Raw genomic sequence first — 20,636 nt, 5'->3', positions numbered from 1 at the left:
CGCCCAAGCATCCATCCTTGGGCAAGCAAAGGCCGTGCGTAATGCACGGCTTTTTGACTATAATTCGCCATCTATTTTTATTAGCTTTTTTGCCATGGTCCCTTAAAATCTTGTATTGTGCTTACGAGTTTTTTCGTGCCGAATTAAGCTCGCTTTCCACCTGATGCCACTCTTTAATAATGGATAGATAAAAGTATCGTTCCTGGCTGTTTAGCCCTTGCGCATTTTCTTTTCTAAGCATTTTGTCCAACCGGTGTTTTAAAATAGTGCTCCGACGTCCCAACAGGTCTACATAACTCAGTGTAATCACCCTCCATTATGTTTTGAATCGGTCTTCTAAAAGTATAACGAACACCGATACAGATGGAAAATGGCTTAACGGAGCATATTTTCCCATATACAACTTTCAGACGGTGTGAGATTTTCAGAGCCAAAGGCGGTCGAAAACATCCTGCCATATACGCTATATTCCTCCTTTATTGACCAGAGGGCAGTGAATTAACCTAAGACCGTTACGAAGCTTTGGCTCGCAAGGGTTTGCCTATGTCCATTTTTAATATGAATAGAAAACGTCGCTCGTGAGGACTTGCCCTTCGGAATTCAGGCTTTCCACGGTGTAAGGTTCTTCGCGGGAAGACATTTCTGCATACCAATAGGTATACCCATCGCTATGCGGGATAATCTTAGCCAGATGCTGCTCTTGCTTCCCGTCTGTAATCCGTATTTGGGAAATTTCTGAATCAATAACCATGCCATAAAGCAGGGGGGTATTGTCCAATCCGCTCCATGCCGTAATTAAACGCTCCTCGGGAACCTCTTTGTTATTTCCTCTCTGAAAGTAGAAAATGCCGCTTTCATCTCTTCTCATATGGTAGAAAACGCTTTGTGACGTTTTCCATTCTCTAGAGGTCCATTCCAAATAATCAAAGCCTACGGATATGGACTGATGGCCCTTGTATTCCAGCAGCTTTCTTGAAAAAACCAACATCACGTTTTCATTTATTTGTGCCTTATCCAGAAATTCTTTGTAAGTAGATGGATTGTTTTTATTAATCAAGGTTTCCCATTCCTCATCGGTTGGCGTTTGGCCGGGTTGCGTCAAATGCGGTCCCGCTGCGGAAGTAGGAATGGATACCGGGCTATTGTTTGAATTCGAGCTATTGCTGGATGGAACGACATCAATTTGAAGGGATTCCAAAACCTCCGTTTTATTGATTAACAGCATTAACCCTATGACACCCGCTAGTATTGAAAAGCTGATTAACGATAGACGGCGTACAAATGACCCCTTTTTGATGGACGGCGACAGTGCTTCGCTTTTTATTTTAAACGCCAACTGATGACTGAACGTTTCTGTTTTTAAGGGGTTGCTTTGCAGTGATTTGTACCAATCGGGAGTTTCTGGTTTCAACGGAATTCCTCCTTTTTCAATAGAACAGACATTTTCTTTCGCGCCGTAAACAACCGTGACTTAACTGTCCCCTGCGGGATTTTCAGGATATCGGCTATTTCTTTGATGGAGAGCTGGTATTTGGCATGCAGCACGAGTACTTCCCGGTATTTTGTTGGCAGGTTGAACACTTGCTCCCAGACGGCATTTGTTGCTTCTTTTTCGATAAAAGATTGTTCTGCGGAATGATTATGTTCACCGGAAACGATATTGATGAGAAACACCTTTTTGAAAAAAGCCGAGTTGCGGTAGTTGTAGCTGATGTTCCGGGTTATCTTCATTAACCAGGTTTTAACCGAGGCCTCCCCTCTAAAAGAAGTGACATGCCGGTAGACTTGAATGAAAACATCCTGTGTAATGTCGTCGGACATGACCCTGTTTTTTGTTATAAAAAAAGCATAATTCCATACCTCTTGTCCGTATCTTGTCAACAGGCTTTCCAAAGTCAGTGGATCCATTTCGGTCAAATGCTTTAAAGAATCGTGACTCAACCTTTATCACCTCACTATATAGACAAATGATAGCTGGGATGGGTTCATTTTTAATCGGAAAATGTGGACATGTCTCCTACCACAATATTTAACCGGTAGTTGGCTAGATGCGAAAGCTCGTCCAGGAAGGAGTTGAGTTCATCGTTGGAGTGAAAGCGGCATTCCAGCAAATAACAGCCTTCTCCGCTAATTTTGAAGCGTTTGAGAATATGGATGGTTTTTGTTTCGAGAAATGAAAAAAGGGGCTGATGATCGTAGCTAATCGTCAATATCGTAATAAACGTATGTAAAGCTTGTCCGGTTTTTGTATAGTTCAGGGTAATTGTATACCCTTCAATCACTTGCTCCTCCTGAAGCCGCGCTACCCGATTGGCTGCAGCCTGACCGCTCAAATGAACCTTTTCTCCCAATTGCTTCATAGAAATTCTGCCATCCTTGCTCAATTCCTCGAGAATGCGTTTATCCGTATGATCCACTTATATTCAACCTCTTTCAAAATTCAAGTATTTTCAACTATTTTCGTTATTTTGAATCTGTACGGTTCGTTACAATCAATGATAATTTAGAATGGAAATATTGGAAAGGGAGGCATGAGACGAATGATGGCAGAGAAACGTGTGTATGCTTTGTGGGATGACCTGGAACCATTTAATGGGGGAGAGACCAGGGCAATTTCGGGAGAATGGAAGGGTAAAGAGACGTTATATTTGAACCAAATGAATTCAGCTTTTTTTCTTCGTGAGGAAGTGACGTTCTCTTCGTTTCGTTTGGAGGCAGAGGTGGCGATACCTGGCGAAGTGGGCTTTGTCGGCTTGATTTTTGGGGCAAAGGACGAAAGGAACTATGAGCTTGTTTATTTAGCGCCGATTGAAATTCAATATGATCCAATCATAAACGGGTCGATGACTTGGCAAATTTACAACGGTCCAGCTTATCAAAAGCCGCTGCCTGATACGACAGGAGCCTGGCATCGGTTTGCCGTTGAGGTTGGTCCGGAGGGAGCAAAGGTTTTTTTGGATGATCAACCTGATCCGATGCTTGTTATTTCAAATCTGCAGCATGGCGGGGAACGGCTGGGTAAGGTGGGCTTTTGGAATTATGTGCCGGTTTACATACGGAATTTTTCGATTGAGGAAATCCCCACTACTGAGCGTGTTTTTTCTGACCCTGTTCAAGCTGGCGCCATCAACCGGAGGCAACCGGAAGCGGGAGCGTTCCTGACTGAGTGGATGGTGAAAAACCTGCTGATGCCAGAGAGGGCTGAGCCATGGATAAAAGGCATAGTGGAGGAAAACGGAACCCTTAATCTCAATCGTATTTGTGAGGCGAAACCAGGTCTGGTAGCCGAAGCCAAAAGCGGTTTCCTGCTTCAAGAAGAGACGGAAGCTCTGTTATCGCTTGGATACAGCGACTCAATCCGGCTGTGGATTAACGATATCGAAGTTTATCAGGGAGATTGGCTCTGGCAGCCCCCAAGTCATGACGGGCGCATACGTCCTGATTTTGTAAGCGTACCGGTTAAATGGAGGAAAGGCGTTAATACTGTACGCGCCGAAGTGACGCAGCGCGAAGGATTTGGTTGGGGAGTTGCTGTCAAAACCGGATTGCCGGGGATAACGCATCTTAGCGAAGAACAATTGAAAAACTTGAGCCATATATAGAGTAAAGAATTCGGAAATAAAAAAGCCAAAGGATACTCAACAATAGTATTCATTGGCTTTTTCTCCCTTCAGATCATTATATTTGTTAGGATCATATAGAGCTATCAGTGTAGTCAGTGTCTTGCGACTCTGTGTCACGGAAGGTTTTCCGTCCTAGCAGGCCTGCAAAAAGTGCCAGCAGGGTGAGGAGTGCAGCTACCAGATACAAGTTGACAATACCAATGCTCTCAGCAAGACCTGCCATCACAAGCAGCGAAATACAAAAAAACAAATGCAACAAGGAGGCCTGTGCAGACAATACTTTAGGCAGCATTTGCTTGACTACGCTGCGCTGAATCAGGGTACGTCGGTTAATGATGGACAGCTCTGCAAAAGGTCCCATAAGCAGCACGAGAACAAGTGCGATGAAAGGGGAGGTGTTAAGTGCATAGAAGACGGTCAGCACACCGTAACCCGTCATGCCGATCAGCATAGCTGCAAGGTAGCGATTGCCAATAGTACGGGCTAAAGCTAATACCAGAAGTCCTCCACCAACCGTTCCCGCAAAATAAGCCGCATTAATAAAGCCCCACCATTCTTCACCTTGTCCAAGTGCCACTTGCACGAAAGCAAGTGTAAAAGCGCCAACCCAGACTGAACCACCAAGCATATCGATCATATCCATAAAGGTAAGCATCCGCAGGCGCGGCATAGCCCATATTAATTTCCAGCCTTCAGTCAACGTATGCCATCTTGAAGCGGCAGGTACCGCCTGTTTATCTGGATAAGCATCCGTCCGTTGGTTAACGGCTACGGGATCTGCAGGTTCCTTAACGCCAAGCGTAAAAGCAGCTGCCATCCCATAGATTACTGCGGTTAGAAGCAAGGTAGGAGTGGGGCCCATGATGACAACAATAACTCCGCTTAAGCCCCACCCAGCGAACTGAACAACCTGGTCGCTAATGCTAATCAAACTGTTGGCTTTGATCAGTCCTTGTTCATGACTGATCAGCCGGGGAATGAGAGCGTTTCTTGCTGGGGTTGTCCACCCATCAAGGAAAGACATAACGAACACAAGCGCAAAAACGATTAGCAATGAAGAGCTTTGCCCATTTATTTGCAAATAAATAGCCAGGCAAAGAAATAACAGGAATTGACCTGTCTGCGATAGCAGCAGCAAGGAGGGCAGCTTGAAGCGATTGATCAGCAGCGGAGCAATCAGACTACTCAGCATTTGGGCGCCACTGCGCATAAGCGGCATTAGTGCGGCAGATATTAATGAATTGGTCTGATCCAGCACCAGCACCGTAAGCGCCATAATGTAAAGTACATCTGCGGCATTCGCCGCGGTTTGAGTAGTCCAGAGAAAATAGAAGGGCCGAGTTAAAAAGGATGAAGATTTCATAACAAGCACAGTCTCCGTTTCTTGGTGAATAACCATAATAAAAGCAATAAATATAAGAATACAAGAATATCAATATTTTTACAAACAACAAAAAACACCCCTTTCGACTTCCGATGAAAGGGGGAGTCGAAAGGGGTGCCAGAGCTGTTTAGGGCTGCTGCAAGTTTTACTTACTTGTTTCGTTTATTAAACTGGAGTTTTGCAGCAGCCGCTCAATCATGACGGCTGCCTCAGCTCTAGTAATGTCAGCTTGCGGCGCCAGGATTCGGCTGTCTTTGCCTGAAACGATGCCCCCGCTTAAGGCATCCTCCACGCCTGCAACCGCCCAGGCCGCTACATGTTCTGCATCATTGTAATAATGAATTTTGGCAATACTGCTGATGCTTTCGGCTCCTCTCAGCCCGGTTAGCTTCATCGCTTTCGACAAAATGAGCATGCCCTGTTGACGGGTAATGCTATCCTGCGGCCTAAAGGTGCCGTCCTCAAACCCGTTAATTAAGCCATAAGCCGATGCTGTTTGTACGAAATTGCTGTACCAAACGTCTTGCTCCACATCCTTAAAGCTGTTCTGCGATGTTTGAAGCTTCAATCCGAGAGCGCGTACCACGGTCGCTGCGAATTCTGCACGCGTAATGCTTCGGTCCGGAGCAAACTGGTTTTCGTTTATGCCGTTAACGATAAGCCTGGCGCCCATATTATGAATGCTTTTGCCAGCCCAATGTGTTGTTGTATCGTCATAAGCAGCCGTATTCCAGATGAGGGCGTAGACGCTGTTGCTCATGCTGTTAATTTGGGCAAAATATTGCCCGTTTATCGTTACTATTTTTGTAGGCACGTGACGCATGCTTCCATCTTCTCCAACGATAATTCCTGTTGTTATTTTTGAGGGATCAATGCCTTCAGGAAGTTGAAGTGATCGCTCTACATAAGTGCTGAAATGAGTATTTTCAACGGAGGAGTCTCCCGATACTGCAGTAACCGTGAAACGGATTGGGGAGCCTACCATAGCCAAACCATTAGCGGAAATGGTTTCTTTTACTTTATGAAGATCGTTATTGTTTAGTGTTGCAACCTCAATGAGAAAATCGATATCAACGAGCTCGCCGCCTGCTTCAAGCTGTTGAGACAATGCTGCAAGATTGATTTCTTTTAATGGCAAGGTGTACGACGCTTGCTGGGTGCGGAGCACCACTATGGACTGGCTGTCAGCCATTAACTTCAACAATTGCCCGTTAAGCTTGCCGATTACAACATCGCTATTACTAGTAAAAGGAATGGTAATAACGGGATTTTCTCCTTCGGCTTTAAGTCGTTCTAGAATCTTCCCTTCATCAACCATGATCGTTGAAACGGATTGACCATTTATGAATTCTTTTTTTAGAATACCGGCTTTTTCTGCTTTGCCGTTAACGATTACTTCAACTGCTTCATTAGCTTGTTGAAACAGAGGAGGTGAAAAAACGGGAGGTGCTGCAGGCGTGACTTGAATGAGATTTGAGTAGTGACTTAATCCTCCGTTATTCCCAGCAGCAACAACAAAGCCGTATGTTGTTCCGTTTGTTAGATTCTGAACAGTGTAAGAAGTTGCGGTAATGGTATCAAGGAGTTCATACTCCGCTACTCCTGTAACACGGTAGACGTTGTAATAAGTGGCTCCTGTGACGGTTTCCCAAGAGAGGGAGGCCTGTCTATTGCCGGCGATTCCGTTTGTTTGCTGTGGTATAGCAGGCAATTCCATCGCAGCTACAACTTGAGTGAAATAAAAGCTTTCATCGGTTAAATTCGTTGCGGAAATGGTAACGGTGACGGCATATGTCCCAGGTGCCAAGCCGGCTTTTGCAGAAACGGTGAAGCTGGATGTTGCACCTGGGGCTAAAGCAGCATCGGGCTGCGTTACTACAAAATGATCGGCATCGCTGCCGCTTAGTGTAACTGCCGTATCGGTTAAGCTTCCTGTGCCGCTGTTTTTAATTGTAATGATTTTAGGGTCACTGCTTGTATAGCCTTGAACCAGCTCAGGCGCAGTTTGGTTGGCGATGGGGTCAATTGAATACGTTGGATTAATCGTTACTTGTGCAATTTGGCTGTTTAAGGTTGCCGTTTTCACACCATTCACGCTGTTGTTTGTGTTGGTGACAACGGCATAGTAGTAGAACGTGCCCGGCGCATCGGTCGGTATGGTTAACGAAGCATTCTCTGCTCCAGGAATCAATGTACCTTCGCTTGCGTTGTTCACTGTGTTGCTAAACCACTGGTAGCTCAGGTCTCCTCCGTCCTGGGATGAGGCTCCCACGCTTAATGTCAACGTGTCTCCCGTATTCACAACTTCGTTGGCGGGCTCGGACGTAATGCTCGGCGCTGAGGCATGAACCAATACGTTTACTTCCGCAACATCACTAAATACACTCGTGAATTTAGTGCCGTTAACGGTACTATTACTGTTGATGACGCCAACATAATAATAAGTGGTGCCTGCTGTATCAGTCGGGACCTCAAAGAATTCACTATTCGCGTCTTGAATTGGAGTGCCATCGATTGTACTGTTGGTTGTGTTGCTGAACCACTGATAACCCAGTGTTCCGCTATCACTAACGGTTGCCCATACATCCAGCATCAAAAAAGAATCTTTGTCAACGCTTTCACCAATCGGCTGAATATGTATAGCAGGTGTTGCAGCATGTACCAATTCGATTACGGTTAAGCTGACCTGGATGCTTTCGCTCAGGCCGCCGTCTGCCGTAAACGTAAGCGTTTCAGTGTACGTGCCTGCAGGCACATTTGTCTTGGGACGAATGTTAAGGGAGGTTGACATAACGCCCGCGCCTAGAGAGTTTCCATTGACGGTTCCGATCAAAAAGCTGGAAGTGGGACCTCCGCTTAAGGTGGCGGTCAAATTCGTGATGGCGTCACTGCCTACTTTGGTCAGAGTGATGTATTGCTGCAATTCCAATGCTTTGGTGGAGCTATACCCTTCAGTTAATGTTCTGAGATCTAGATTGCCTGCAGGCGACACGGTAAAAGAAGTCCCGGGCGCAGCATGGAGCGGTACAGGGATAATCGTTAGTAGCAAAGCAATAATGATAAGGCTGGCTAAACCTTGTTTCTTTTTTATCCGCATACTAATCCTCCTGTGGTGTCGTTTTTATTAGTTAGCAGTTCTGATTTATAGGATTCTGGTCAGTGCCCCCTTTACTTCCTACTAGTATAAAAGATTTTTATTCAAAAAAATGTGTTCGTGGTTACATTAGTGACCGATCTTACATCTATATTAGGTTACTTCTCCAAATAATTCTAGTATTCATTTGTTGCATCGGGTTGGTTTGGAATTTGGAAAAATGTTGATATAATGGAACGATAGATGAAAGCGGAGGATAAATATGTCGATTGTAATAGCAGCTGACGGGGAAGCGTATTGGAGCAAGCCCGTTGATTTGGGTTTCATGGGCAAGTTTGATGAAATTATAATAGATCTAGATAGATGTGAAGCGGCTGGAGTTATCGAAGGAATGTCGCAGATGGATATTTTGGATAAGGCGACAGTCTATTACGAAGACAGGTTTAAAAACCTGGAGGCGAATGCCGACAAACTCGGGGAGCAGTTCCTGATGTGGATCATCACTCATCTGTGCGACATTGGGTATCCTTTCTGGCAATTTGATGATAATACGTTCAGTAATGGAGGATATCCGGATTATATTAATAAGGAGGTCATCAAGAAGTTTGAGGATGAGTCGGGAGCCTTGAAAACGGGTTCCAACGGTTCAAGCCCCATTTACGAGCAGCTATATGCTTATGATCCTTATACCAACTGCGATCAGCTTACCAGCTTCCAAATCGTAGCTCAATATTTGCCCGTGCTGAATTTTGAAAAACTTATAGCGACTATTCACCCCGATTTGCTGAATACCTCCGATGAGTATATTAACTTTCAAGTGAGCAGTGAGGTTTGCGGTGGTTTGCTGTTATGCGCGACATACGGCATAATCTATGAAAATAATGAATTGGAAGTTACGAATAATTGCTAGGTCGTGTCTGAAAACCCGCTTGAGGTCATCTTGCACCGCCTTTTCGCCCCCTTCTGCGTCAGTTTTGCTTGACTTACCCCCGGTAAGCCTGCACAAAACTTCCTTGTAGGGAACGAAAATTCGGCACAACCTGTTCCTCTCGGAGTATTCAGACACGCCCTAGTGAAATCCGTATAGGTTGGAGGCATTTATGAGATATTTGACTAAAGAGTGGTACGAGCAGTGTCAGCAGACGGGGCTTCATTTTGGGAAAAGGTCGCATAAAGGAGCGTACATTCATGATGATGAGTTATATAGACGTCTATATAAAAGAAAAGAAAAAGCATTTGTCCAATTAGAGCGCGAAATGTACGATATCGATCCTCGTTACATGCTTAAGCAAGACGGAGCTCCTTTAGTACCGCTTAGCAAGGTGCTAAATGGTGAAGAGATTAGCGAAGCGGACCTTATCGTATTCGAGATGCCGCCTGAGCAAAGAGAGCATATCCATCAATTAATTGCCGCCTTCGATGTCCGGCCTCCTTTTGATGAGTCAGGGAGCCAGGCAGAATTCAGGTCTCGTCATGAATGGCAGTGCGAAAGCGCGTTTCATTCATTGCCGGCGGAGCTATCCTCTCGCATTGCGGATAAACGGCTGTTTGCACTGGGGTATTGCACGAACGAAATATTGACTGAGCTGAAAAAGCTGAGTAAAGAAAATGAACGGAAAATAAGAAGGGTTATGGATGAATGCAACAAAGTCAGGCAAGGAGAGGATATTCCAGACTCAATTGCTCATACCTTCGGATTCCATGATTGCAAAGTGACCGAGTTGGTCGTGAACAAAAACATAGTGATGCGGCTGGACACGAAGGGTGGTTTTACAAGCTTGAATAAGGTAACCTTTAAAGATGCCCAGATCATAAAACAAGATCAATATATTGAAGGCAGCCATTGGCTTTATGAGGAGCTGTATAAGGTAGATAGCGGCTATGAGGCTCATATGCTGTTTTCGGGCGAAAAGATGGCTGATCTCATCATTCGTTGTAGTGATATTGTTATGGAACAGGAGTAACCGTGCAGCGATAGGAAGGGTGGTAGGGTTTTGCATACAAAAGAAAGCTTGCTGAATCAGCTGAAGCAGCTTGGTATCAGAGAGGATGGCACCTTGCTGGTGCACTCCTCCATGAAAAGCATTGGCGAGGTTGAAGGAGGAGCAGACACCGTTCTGGATGCGTTTACAGAATATATGGCGAAAGGACTGCTGGTGCTTCCTACTCATACATGGTCATATATAAATGGAAGCAATCCAAAATTCGATGTGGAAAAGTCCGAGGTTTGCGTCGGTATTTTGCCTGAGCTTTTTCGCAAAAGGCCCGGCGTGGTCCGCTCCTGGCACCCGACTCATTCCGTAGCCGCGTTAGGACAAGACGCGCTGGAGTTTACAAGCAGCGACCATCTGTTTGATACGCCATGCGCCAGAGGCTCCGCTTGGGGAAAGCTGCTTGACCGCAAGGCAACCATTTTATTGGTTGGAGTTGACTTAAAGCGCAATACGTTTATTCATGGCATTGAAGAATGGGTTGATATTCCGGGGCGATTGACGGATAGCCATGAAATGCTTTATACGGTGCTGCCCGACGGCAGTGAAATTCCGGTTCCTTCCCGCAGGCATTGCGGCTTGCCATGGTCGGAGCATTTCTGGAAGGTAGATGACATTCTCGAGAGCAAAGGCGCAATGACCAAGGGGCGCTTTGGCGACTCTGTTGCCAGGGTGTGCGATACGGTCGCTATGACAGAAATTCTGACGGAAATGCTGAAGGGAAATCCGGATTTATTTTCAGATAATGAGGCTCTTCAGATTTGATAGAATCGCATGATAGGTGTAAAGGAGCCTTCCAATCCACTCTCAGCGGATCGGAAGGCTCCTTTTGCGTGAATAGCATATATAGAAGTGGCGGTGGCGGATGCGGATGTAATTCGTCCCTAGAGCGGGTTTGCAAACACGCCCTAGCTTCTCCGCTCTAGCTTTTACGCTCTAGCTTCTATCCCCTAGCTTTTACCCCAGGTTTTTAGCGATAAGGCCAGAATGTTGCAATAGACGCAATCGATCATAACAGCGACTTCTGATCCTGCTCTTGTTTGTAATGGTACGTTGTGGCTGACGGACAGTTTTGTCCGCTAGAAGCTCAAAACGCGGCTTTTATCATTTTTAACGGATATTTTTGTCCGTCAGAGCCATAAAAAGGGTGATAATCACAAGAATTATGTCTGTAACGGACATAAACGACCGTCACAAAAAGACAAGCACCTTGAAATCAGCTATAACGGACATTTCTGTCCTCTTCCTATCCGCTAGCTTTCCGACCATGTAGGCCAGTCTACATCCGCCAGCTTTCCGACCATGTAGGCCAGTCTGCATCCGCCAGCTTTTCGGCCATGTTGACTTGTCTGTACCCGCCAGCTTTGCAACACTGTTGCCCTGTTTGTATCCGCTGTCTTTTCGAACATATTGGCCTGTCTTTACCCATCTGCTTTCTTATCTTCTGGGTCTCTTTACCTGTTTCTTTTTGCTCTCCTGGCATCTTGTCTGCAAATCATATTATGATATCTTAGTGTATATACGTGAACGCAGATGATTATATCATTGTATTTATTGATGCAATTCAGGATAAATTAACCATTGAATATTGAGGAGAGCGGAGGAAAGGAATATGGAGCAGCAAAAACAAGGCGGTAAAAATGATGCAGCGTTAGTGTATACCCTTAACACGCAATGGGCCACCTTCCCGAACAAGGATATCAACGAGCAGCTTTTTACCGATATTATCGGGGAGTTTAGCGAAGATTCCGAGGATTTTATCGTTCTTGAGCCTAGCGAGCTGATTCAGGAAAGCTTTTATTTGCAAGCCATCCCGGCCAAGGATGACAAGGGAGGCATCATTGTCGAAATCCGGTTTAAGGACGGGGAAGACGGGTTTAAGCATTACAGCTATCAGACGCTTGACGCAAACGAGGTAATCGCCATGTTTCTGGACTACTGGCGTGTTCAAAAGCTGCCGGATTGGGGCAACTGGACCGATATAACGGATGAGTTTTAGATTTGTAGGTCAAGTGTGATCTGCATGGAAGCTTTAGAAATAAAGGCCGGCTATCAAGGCATTCGCCCCAATGGAGCAAATACCATGAGGGCCGGCCGTTTCTGTGCAAGGCAACCGTTATGCTTGGTCCAACACGTTTATTTTGAGAGTGAGAACTGATAAATCGGGCCGTAGCTCTTCCTCCAGGCTCATATTAAGCACCGGTCTTCCGTCACTGGCAAAATGAATTGGCTTGATTCGGGCATGTCTGCCGGGATCATCCAGCCCGCCGTCTCCGGGTTCGCCCTTGGTGCGGGAGTGGTAGCATAATACGGTATTTCCTAGCTCATCGCGCGTAAAGGAGTTGTGCCCCGGGCCTTGCTGACCGTCGTCGAAATCATGTGTGGACAGAATAGGAAACGGATTTTTTGTCCAGCTTTCCAGCTTCATCAGGTCGGCGTTTTCATCCGCATGCAGATACCCCATGCAATAGTTGGCATCAACGGTGCAAGCGGAGAAAAAGACAAATACCCGCCCGGAATGCTTGATTACGACCGGCCCTTCGTCAATCTGATCGCCTTGGCCTTGCTCCCACGCATAGTCCGGGACAGAAAGCTCGATCCGGGGACTGGTGAGCCTCCAGGGCTGAGCCGGATCTATCGTGGCCATATACAATCTGGAGCCAGCAGGCTTTTCCGCCCAAATGACATAATGCTGCTCCATGTGCTGGAAATACGTCATATCCAGCGAAAAAGTGCTGAACGAGCCATCGTTAACGCCGTTAAACGCATAATGTCCGTCGCGCGACCATGCGGAGACGTCCATAACGTCGCCATTGCAAGGAATAAACATAGGCCGGATACCCCATACATTGTCCGGCTCGCTGCTGGCTGTGCAGAGAATGTACCATTTGCCACCGATTTTGTGCAGCTCTGGCGCCCAGATGTAGCGATGGTTTACAGAGGAATTTTCTTCGTTCCATACTTCGATTTCCTCCGCAGTCGCCAAGCCCTCCAGCGTGCGGGAGCGTCTGATCATAATTCGATCATAGCCGTCCGCCTGAATTTCATTGTTGTGATCATGCCCATAGGTCGGATAAGAGGCGGTGAAATAATAGAAACCCGTTTCATTATCATAAAAAATAAAAGGGTCCGCTCGTTCTCTGATTAGCGGATTGGGATATTGCGGCTGTTTGATCCTTCCCGTAAGCGTATACACGCCGGGCGTTGTAAAATCAACGGCTTCTGTATCCCATGCTACGCCAAATCCTTTAGTGGAACCATCGCTGTAGGTTGCTGTAACCTGATCCGGCAGGTTAAGGTCCCCTGCATTAGCGTCAACAAGCAGGCTCATATCTGCAAACGCTTCGGCAAATCCGGTATGCTGCGGCTTGTTATAACGCATAATCAGCGCTGCGTATTCCTCGGTGCTGATCAGGAGCGACGAAACACAGATGGCATCAGCTACCGGAATATGGGCTTGTGTCTTCTCAAAATCAGCCGTTGCAGGTTCGCTGAACGTTGTCCAGTCCGAAGAAACGGATACATAGCCTTGGCTGCCATCGCTCCATTGCAAGATGAATTCTTTTTGGTCTTGGCTGTAGCTGATCGAAAATGACTTGACCGGTATGCCGGCTTTATTAACGCGAACATGCCGCTCGTTCGTAAACGTCCAATCCTCTGCGCAGTCGTACAGAAGGATATATTCAGAGCCTTCGAAAGCTGCTGCCGCAAGCCCCAGCTTTCCATCCGGCTTTCTGAACAGAACGGGAGACCCCATTTTTTTCTTCTCATGTAATGAAAATAATACGGGCTGTCCGTCATTTAACAGCGTTAACTGACCTTGGCTTTCCACAGCCAGACAAAGAGCGTAATGGCGATTGGAATCTCCCTCCTTGATGAAGGAATGCAGAATAGCAAAACTCATGTTGAGATAACCTCCGTATTCAATAATTATAGCCTCTCATAGACTAAATCTTATTTATTATCCCTCGCTGGACATGATATAGCAATTAAAAAAGTGTGGACAATTGACAACAGGCAAAGAGGTGTTTAGTATATTAAGCAAGTGCTTAATATTGAGCATTTGCTTAATGAAATGACAAGCGTAATAACATGACAACCGTAATAACATGACAACCGTAATAACATGAGAGTCGTAATAACATGATTCGCGGAAAGGAGAATGGTTTTGGTAACTAAACAGGAGCAGCATGAGCAGCGAAGGCTTCAATTGCTGCAGGTAGCGCTGGAGCAATTTGTTGCGCGGGGCTATTATGGCACTTCTACAAGGGAGATTTCCAAGGCGGCGGGCATTAGCTCAGGTCTGATGTTTCATTACTTTAACTCCAAGGAGCATATCTACGAGGAGCTGATCAAGATTGGCTGCCAGAGGATGGACATTGATTTTTCCTCCGGGATGACCGATCCAGCTGCTTTTCTGCACGCTTTAGTATCGGAGCTGCTTGCCATGCTGGAATATCCATTTTCGGCCAAAATGTTTGTATTGATGGGGAACGCCTTTTTCCATCGCGATATTTCGCAAAAGGTAAACGACATGCTGGATGTCCGAAACGTTTCGTTGTTAAGCAAGGAATTGATTATGGAGGGTCAGAGGCTTGGCCAGTTCAAAAAAGGCGACCCCGTTGCGCTTTCGCTTGCCTTCTGGAATGCTATTCAGGGCATTGCCGGGCATATTGCGTTAAGACCGGATGATCCCATGCCTGAAGCTGCATGGATTATGGACATTTTAACCAAATCGTAGAAAGGCAGGTGCTGAATATGAAGGCGCAGGGAACACGGAATTTCATTATTTTCGTTATTGTTGTAATCGCCAGCGGATGGTTTGGCGTATGGGTTGACAGCTTGCTGGAGGGCCAGCAGGCGGGCAATACGCTAGGAATGGGGCTATGGCTTGTCCTTCCGCTTCTTACGGTTATTGTCCTTCGCTCCTTTGCCGGAGACGGATGGAAGGGAGCGGGCCTTGCCCCGGCATTGCGCACGGGATGGCCTTGGTATTTGGTTGCTCTGCTGACTTATCCGCTGGTTACGTCCATTGTGCTGCTAGCCGGCTACGCCACCGGATGGATCGACTTCTCCAATCTCAGGTTAAGCGCCCTGGGGGGCGTGTTTATGAGCCTTTTGCTGATCCAGTTTGTCAAAAATATATTTGAGGAGGCTGTCTGGCGGGGATATTTGACTGCCAAGCTGGTGCAGCGGGGAACCGGCGACTGGGCTCTGTACGGAATCGCCGGTATCATTTGGGGTGTCTGGCATGTGCCCTATTACTTGTATTTTTTGCCCGATGACATGATGTATACGGTGCTGCCTGTTAACAAAATAACATTTGCTGCTATTGCGGTTGTTTCCATGGTTGCCTGGTCGGTGCTGTTTGTGGAGCTGTACAGAATTGCAGGCTCCATATGGCCTGGCGTATTGATGCATGCGGTGGAGGACAGTCTTCTTAACCCGCTTGTTATTGACGGTTATATAACGGTTGCCGCCGGCAAGGAGATATGGGCTTCGCCCATAACGGGTATATTGCCCACCGCGCTTTATGTCGCGGCGGGCCTGACGATTCGTTCTATCCGGCGGAGGCGTTCAGCTTAGCTCCATCAATTGTGCGAATAGGCTGAGGCTTGTCAAAATACGATTTTGTCCCGTTGCCGATTTGTCCATACGTATTGTCTCCGCCGTTCACATACAGCCTTCCGCCAATGATAAAGTAATAGTTGCTTCCTTGCGGCTCGGCAAAGGAGACATTCAACTGCAGCTTTTTGGCCAGCAGCGAATAAGAGGAATATCCGAAAAACAACATTTCATTGTTGCTGGTCAGGAGCAATGCCCCGCGGCTCGAAGCGCTTATAGCCCGGTACTCCAGCTTTTTATTCACGTTTGTCAAGGAGCTTTCAGACAATCGGTAAGGCTCCTTGGTCAGGTTTAAGGGAGTCGTTATTTTGTCTTTGACCCGGCGGCCAAGCTGTGAAGCTGTATTGTCTCCCCAACCCCATAGCTCCCCGCTTTTATCAAGCGCAAGCAAATAATCGTCATTGGCCGTTCCGGCAGCCAGCAGCGTGATATTTTTAAAGCCTGCAATCGGCTTTGCCCCGGCGGGCTTATCCGAAATGATAGTGTCCCAGCGCCATACGGTTCCATCCTTGCGAGCGGCGTAGCCCTGTTGCCTTCCCATTGCAATGGCGGTTGCGTCGGTAATCGGACCGATACTTCGTACATAATTGCTCCTGTTATCACCAGCCGTGTCCCCCAGATAAACAATGCCGCCAAGCTGGTATACCTGGCCTGACACGCCTAACACAGCTACAGAGGATTCAGAAACCGCAATATCCTGGATAGCTTCAGTTATTGAGTCGATGTGGGTTGGCGTTACGGCTGGCTCCAGTCCAAGCCTTTCCAAATCGCCCCAGCCATACAGCTTTCCCTTCTGATCCAGATACAGGGAAAAACCATTGCCGGCACCCAGCTTTTTGATCCCTTGCGCCTTGGTGATTACGACGGGGCTCCATAGCTCTTTATGGGCGCTTCCGTTAATTTGTCCGTTTGAATTGCTGCCCCAGCCATAGACAGTGCCGTCGCTGCCAAGAGCCAAGACATGCTTTTCGCTTGAAGCGATAGATACGGCATTAGCTACCTTGCTGATCAGATAAGGCTCAGTAGGTGAAGCCGGAGAAGCACTGGTCCCGAGCTGTCCGCTCGAATTATATCCCCAGGATACCAGATTGCCCTCTGCATTAACGGCAAGCGCATGCTTGGAATCAGTAGCAGCGGCAGCGCCTTGCGACAGGCTTTGAAATCCATCAAGCATGGCAACCGGCTCATAAACAAGGGCGTGGCTGCCGGGGTTCCATTCATAATAACGCCCATCCGTTCCAAGCACATAGCTGCTATTTTGGAATACGGCAGCTACTCCATGCGAAACTTTACCCGGCTTTTTTATAAAGGTATCCTCTGTCGACAGGTAGGACCACAGCTCCAAGTCATCGCTTACAAGCAAGGGATAACCTCCATACAAAGCGATTTGAGAAATGGGAGGAAAGCCCTTAAGCTGCTCGGGCTTGTCGCTTATAACAGCATCCGGCATATAGCGGGAAAGCCCGTCCTGAAGCGCTTTTTTTTCGTTGGTATTGCCTGCTTGCCGAGCACTTGCAATAACGCTCAAATCTCCCCATGCCCAAACCATGCCGTTTTTATGCAGCGCAAGATGAGTGGATTGTCCAGACATGCTATAGGGAGCAATGACAATGCTGGTAATTCCGGTTAATGAAGCCATTGCTTTCACCGTTATTTTTGGTGCGGCGTATTTTCCGTCAAGACCGCTTTTGCCATAGGTTAACGTCCAGCTGTGCACAGTTCCGTCCTGTTTCAAGATCAAGCCGTTTCCTTCGTTAGTTATGGCAATTTCCTTAACCCCGGAAAATTTGCCTATACGAACAAGCCCGGTATCCGCTGAGCGGTAATCCCATTGCCAGATTTCACCCTGCTTCGTAAGCAGAGCGCCCGATTGTCCGGCAACGCTGACTTGAGCAACATGGGGTACCGTTGTAATCCCTTTCGGCAGTCGCCACACAACAGGGAAGGATTTGGCTGTTTTCTCGAAAATGCCTGGCAGCTGTCCCCAGCCCCAAAGCTTCCCATTGTCATCCAGAAAGTAGGAGGCCCGGTCACCGGCGACCAGGCGTTTGGCAAGTTTGACGGCATTGTGCCCAAGCTTCCGGGACTCCTCTAAGGATAGAACAAGCTGCGAGCTATCCATATATTTTGCATATTCGTCCCTGCGGCTAAATAAGTCTGGATCATTTGCTTTTAGAGAAACAGGAAAGGCTTGAGTGCTTCCCGTTTTTTGTCCTTCCTTATCAATGACAGCAATGCTGATCTTGTTGCCAGTAAGCATGGCGATATTAACGGGCGGTGTTTTTACGCGAAAATAGCCGTTTGCATTAAGAATGCCCTTTGTTTCAGAAAGGAGGGTTTCGGAGCTGCTCAGCCTGACCGTTATCACTTCGCCGGCTGTCGGATTCCCCATAATTCCATCAACGGTCAAGGAAAAATCATCATGCTGGATAGCTCTAAAATCAGTAAACCGCCATTTTTGTTCATCGGCAGTGATCTGGCCGGGTAAGGCGATTAGCAATACAAATGCCAGTACTATGGACAATAACCCTTTTTTCAATCTGGTCAGCTCCTGTTGCGTCTGTCTTTTGCTGTCCCGATATATATCGGAAGCTCTTCTCTAAACGGTGAATAACCATTAACAAAAATAAAATAGTGAAGTGACACCGCTGTCTTTTAAAAATGAGACTTGTACAAATTCAAAATCCATTTAAAATAAATACAAGATTAGAAATATTAAAGTGAGCTTTGCTAACAAGACACCAAGGGAGATGACAACATGTTGCAGATTATGAAAAAGAAGGCATCAGGATTTTCGAGTATTGCCAATACGTTGGCGATACTGTTGTTTGGAATTATCGTTGTTGTCTTTTTCGTACTGGGAGCGTTTATGTTTTCTAACATGCGCGGCATTTTGATTAATCAGCAAGAAACGTTGCTGGAGACGAAAACAACAGCGCTAGTTAAAGAGTTTGATGCATTTTTTAAGGAAAAAGGCTCGCTTGTAAAGCTAATGTCAACTAATCAAACCTTTACGCGTTATATAGAGTCAACAGAGACGCCGCAAATGGCCAAAACATCGCCTTATGCAGCCGAGGTGCAAGCTGCACTCGCGGAGATGGTCGCTATGGAGCCTTCCTTTGCGGATGCCTGGGTTGCGAGCATCGACGGGAAAGGCTACTACATATTGGACAATGGCACCGTATCTGATTCCTCGTTTGATATCCAAACGCGCCCCTACTACAAGGCGGTCACGGAGAAGGATGGCCTCTATTATTCAGACCCTTATCCTGACGTTGCGACAGGAGAGCTGCTGATGGGCATCTTCTACCCGATTAAAAATGCGGCCGGCAGCATGATCGGATTTGTTGCGGTAGACATTTCCTTTAGCGATATTCCCACCATTATGAAGAGCTATTCGCTTGGCAAGACAGGTTTCTCCATTTTGGCATCCCAAACAGGCGATATTTTGTATCATCCTGATGAAACAAAAATTCTTAAGGAAAAGCTGACAGAAAGTCCCGGCGACTTGGGCAAAGTTGGTCAAAAGATGGTGGACGGGCAATCCGGCGTGGAGCTCATGCAGGATAACGGCGAACGGCGGTACATCGGCTATGCTACCAGCGAGGATACGGGATGGTCCGTTGGATTGACGATCAGCGAAGATGAGGTTTTGGAGCAGCTAAAAGGGATGACCCGAATGACGCTGATTTCCTTTATCGCGGCTACTCTTCTACTGGTTGCCTGCTGCTACGTGACGCTGCGTTATTTGCTCAGATCCATACCAAAGCTGCTTGGCAAAATAAAGCTCATCGAGCAAGGCGACTTGACTGTCAGCTTTGACGTCAAATCTACGAATGAGATTGGTCAAATCTCTCGCGGCATGTCTAATATGGTTCAAAAAATTAATGGCATGATCGGCATGGTGGCCGACTCAGCGAATGTGTTGAACCAGTCGTCGCAGGAACTGCAAACGATCTCGGCCAAAACGGCCGTCACAATGAACGATACGGCAACTGCGATTAACGAAATTGCCAATGCTACCAATTATCAGTCCGAGGAGACTGAGCAAATTTTTCAAAAAACGGGGACGTTATCCGCTCAAATCGATGAGATTTCTAATGAAACAAAGGCTGTAGAGCAGATGGCGCAAGCTTCTGCAGATCAAAGCGTGAGAGGACTTGAGGTCGTCGAGCAGTTATCCAAATGGTCGCAGGATAACCAGGATGCGACACAAGCTATGTCATCCCTCATTCACGATATTGATTTAAGCCGCAATGAAATCGGGAGTTTTGTTGCGACCGTGCAGCAAATTGCTACACAAACTAACCTGCTTGCGCTGAATGCCTCAATCGAGGCGGCGCGCGCGGGCGAGCAGGGCAAAGGCTTTGCTGTTGTTGCAGGAGAGGTGCGCAAGCTTGCGGAGCAGACGGCAATGGCGACTCACGAAATCGCCAATAAGGTTGGCATTATTGAAGAGAAAACGAAAATATCCGTCCAGCATACCGTTCAAGGCTTGAAAATTGCCGAGGAAAACGCGAAGTCGGTTGAAGATACGAAGCAAGTATTTTTCCACATCAGCAACGATCTGGAGGAGCTGAAGTCGAGAATGCAGCGCATTAGCGGCAGCGCGTCCAGCGTTTATACCCACAAGGAGGAAATTGTGCGGGCGCTTGAAATCATCTCATCCACAACAGAGGAAAATTCGGCCTCCACGGAAGAGGTTAGCGCCAGCACGCAGGAGCAGCTAGACAGCATTGAGCAGGTTGCCAGCTTGTCCGACAGGCTGAGCATTTTGTCCAAAAAGCTCCAAGAGGAGTTAAGCCAGTTCAAGGTATAAGTAAAGCAAATAGCGCCTAATGCCAGGAAAAACCCGCCGTGTATGGCCAGGCTGCCGCTTACAGTAGTTTCCGGCAGGGGTATGAAGCAAAGAAGCATCC

Annotated in this window: 15 protein-coding genes; 8 read left to right on the top strand and 7 right to left on the bottom strand. The window is 46.9% G+C overall.

Translation table 11 applies throughout. The features are described from left to right. Positions 1-553: 553 nt before the first annotated feature. The 3 genes from A7K91_RS18220 to A7K91_RS18210 are packed head-to-tail and all read right to left on the bottom strand — an operon-like array spanning position 554 to position 2,417. Positions 554-1,411, bottom strand: coding sequence for a hypothetical protein (locus tag A7K91_RS18220; protein ID WP_068685349.1), 858 nt, complete (start codon positions 1,409-1,411; stop codon positions 554-556). Then, complete coding sequence (locus A7K91_RS18215) at positions 1,408-1,941, bottom strand: RNA polymerase sigma factor (protein WP_342671748.1); 534 nt, start codon at positions 1,939-1,941, stop codon at positions 1,408-1,410. Before A7K91_RS18215 ends, A7K91_RS18220 begins: the two co-directional genes overlap by 4 nt. 50 nt (positions 1,942-1,991) lie before the next feature. Then, the gene (locus A7K91_RS18210) at positions 1,992-2,417 is read right to left on the bottom strand and encodes an Lrp/AsnC family transcriptional regulator (RefSeq protein WP_082967564.1); all 426 of its coding nucleotides are present in this window, start codon (positions 2,415-2,417) and stop codon (positions 1,992-1,994) included. A 123-nt stretch (positions 2,418-2,540) separates the two neighbouring features. On the opposite strand from A7K91_RS18210, the gene A7K91_RS18205 reads away from it, so the two are divergent. Continuing rightward, positions 2,541-3,602 (top strand): hypothetical protein, encoded by a 1,062-nt coding sequence (locus A7K91_RS18205; protein WP_068685347.1) that lies wholly within the window; start codon positions 2,541-2,543, stop codon positions 3,600-3,602. A 91-nt stretch (positions 3,603-3,693) separates the two neighbouring features. Here A7K91_RS18205 and A7K91_RS18200 read toward each other — a convergent pair whose 3' ends face one another. Both A7K91_RS18200 and A7K91_RS18195 read right to left on the bottom strand, forming a co-directional pair. Then, a complete protein-coding gene (locus A7K91_RS18200; protein WP_068685345.1) occupies positions 3,694-4,986 on the bottom strand; it encodes an MFS transporter in 1,293 nt (430 codons plus the stop codon). 166 nt (positions 4,987-5,152) lie between these two features. Further along, positions 5,153-8,104: an S-layer homology domain-containing protein gene (locus A7K91_RS18195; RefSeq protein WP_082967563.1), complete on the bottom strand. Its 2,952-nt coding sequence runs from the start codon at positions 8,102-8,104 to the stop codon at positions 5,153-5,155. A 259-nt stretch (positions 8,105-8,363) separates the two neighbouring features. Here A7K91_RS18195 and A7K91_RS18190 point away from each other — a divergent pair, with 259 nt between their 5' ends. From A7K91_RS18190 to A7K91_RS18175, 4 genes are all read left to right on the top strand, one after another. Continuing rightward, positions 8,364-9,011, top strand: a complete 648-nt coding sequence (locus A7K91_RS18190; RefSeq protein ID WP_068685343.1) for a hypothetical protein — start codon at positions 8,364-8,366, stop codon at positions 9,009-9,011. A gap of 190 nt (positions 9,012-9,201) precedes the next feature. After that, positions 9,202-10,065, top strand: coding sequence for a DUF4085 family protein (locus A7K91_RS18185; RefSeq protein WP_068685340.1), 864 nt, complete (start codon positions 9,202-9,204; stop codon positions 10,063-10,065). Between the two features lie 30 nt (positions 10,066-10,095). Then, positions 10,096-10,857, top strand: a complete 762-nt coding sequence (locus tag A7K91_RS18180; RefSeq protein WP_068685338.1) for an AAC(3) family N-acetyltransferase — start codon at positions 10,096-10,098, stop codon at positions 10,855-10,857. Positions 10,858-11,704: 847 nt separating this feature from the next. Beyond that, complete coding sequence (locus A7K91_RS18175; RefSeq protein WP_068685336.1) at positions 11,705-12,091, top strand: hypothetical protein; 387 nt, start codon at positions 11,705-11,707, stop codon at positions 12,089-12,091. A gap of 117 nt (positions 12,092-12,208) precedes the next feature. Here the strand turns inward: A7K91_RS18175 and A7K91_RS18170 are convergent, their stop codons facing one another. Next, positions 12,209-13,996, bottom strand: coding sequence for a family 43 glycosylhydrolase (locus tag A7K91_RS18170; RefSeq protein WP_068685335.1), 1,788 nt, complete (start codon positions 13,994-13,996; stop codon positions 12,209-12,211). Between the two features lie 264 nt (positions 13,997-14,260). Here A7K91_RS18170 and A7K91_RS18165 point away from each other — a divergent pair, with 264 nt between their 5' ends. Together A7K91_RS18165 and A7K91_RS18160 are read left to right on the top strand one after the other, a co-directional pair. After that, positions 14,261-14,833 (top strand): TetR/AcrR family transcriptional regulator, encoded by a 573-nt coding sequence (locus A7K91_RS18165; RefSeq protein ID WP_068685333.1) that lies wholly within the window; start codon positions 14,261-14,263, stop codon positions 14,831-14,833. 17 nt (positions 14,834-14,850) lie between these two features. Beyond that, on the top strand, positions 14,851-15,678 hold the full coding sequence (locus tag A7K91_RS18160) for a CPBP family intramembrane glutamic endopeptidase (protein ID WP_068685331.1): 828 nt from the start codon (positions 14,851-14,853) through the stop codon (positions 15,676-15,678). Here A7K91_RS18160 and A7K91_RS18155 read toward each other — a convergent pair. After that, complete coding sequence (locus tag A7K91_RS18155; protein WP_068685329.1) at positions 15,653-18,256, bottom strand: RCC1 domain-containing protein; 2,604 nt, start codon at positions 18,254-18,256, stop codon at positions 15,653-15,655. The genes A7K91_RS18160 and A7K91_RS18155 overlap by 26 nt on opposite strands. Positions 18,257-18,475: 219 nt before the next feature. Between A7K91_RS18155 and A7K91_RS18150 the strand changes: the two genes are divergently transcribed. Then, entirely contained in the window at positions 18,476-20,536 is a 2,061-nt protein-coding gene (locus tag A7K91_RS18150) for a methyl-accepting chemotaxis protein (RefSeq protein ID WP_068685327.1), read from the top strand. The last annotated feature ends 100 nt before the right edge of the window (positions 20,537-20,636 follow it).

The sequence above is a fragment of the Paenibacillus oryzae genome (assembly GCF_001675045.1).
Classification (GTDB): domain Bacteria; phylum Bacillota; class Bacilli; order Paenibacillales; family Paenibacillaceae; genus Pristimantibacillus; species Pristimantibacillus oryzae.
Note: the sequence above shows the minus strand (reverse complement) of the source record. Positions and strands in the feature narration are given on the sequence as shown.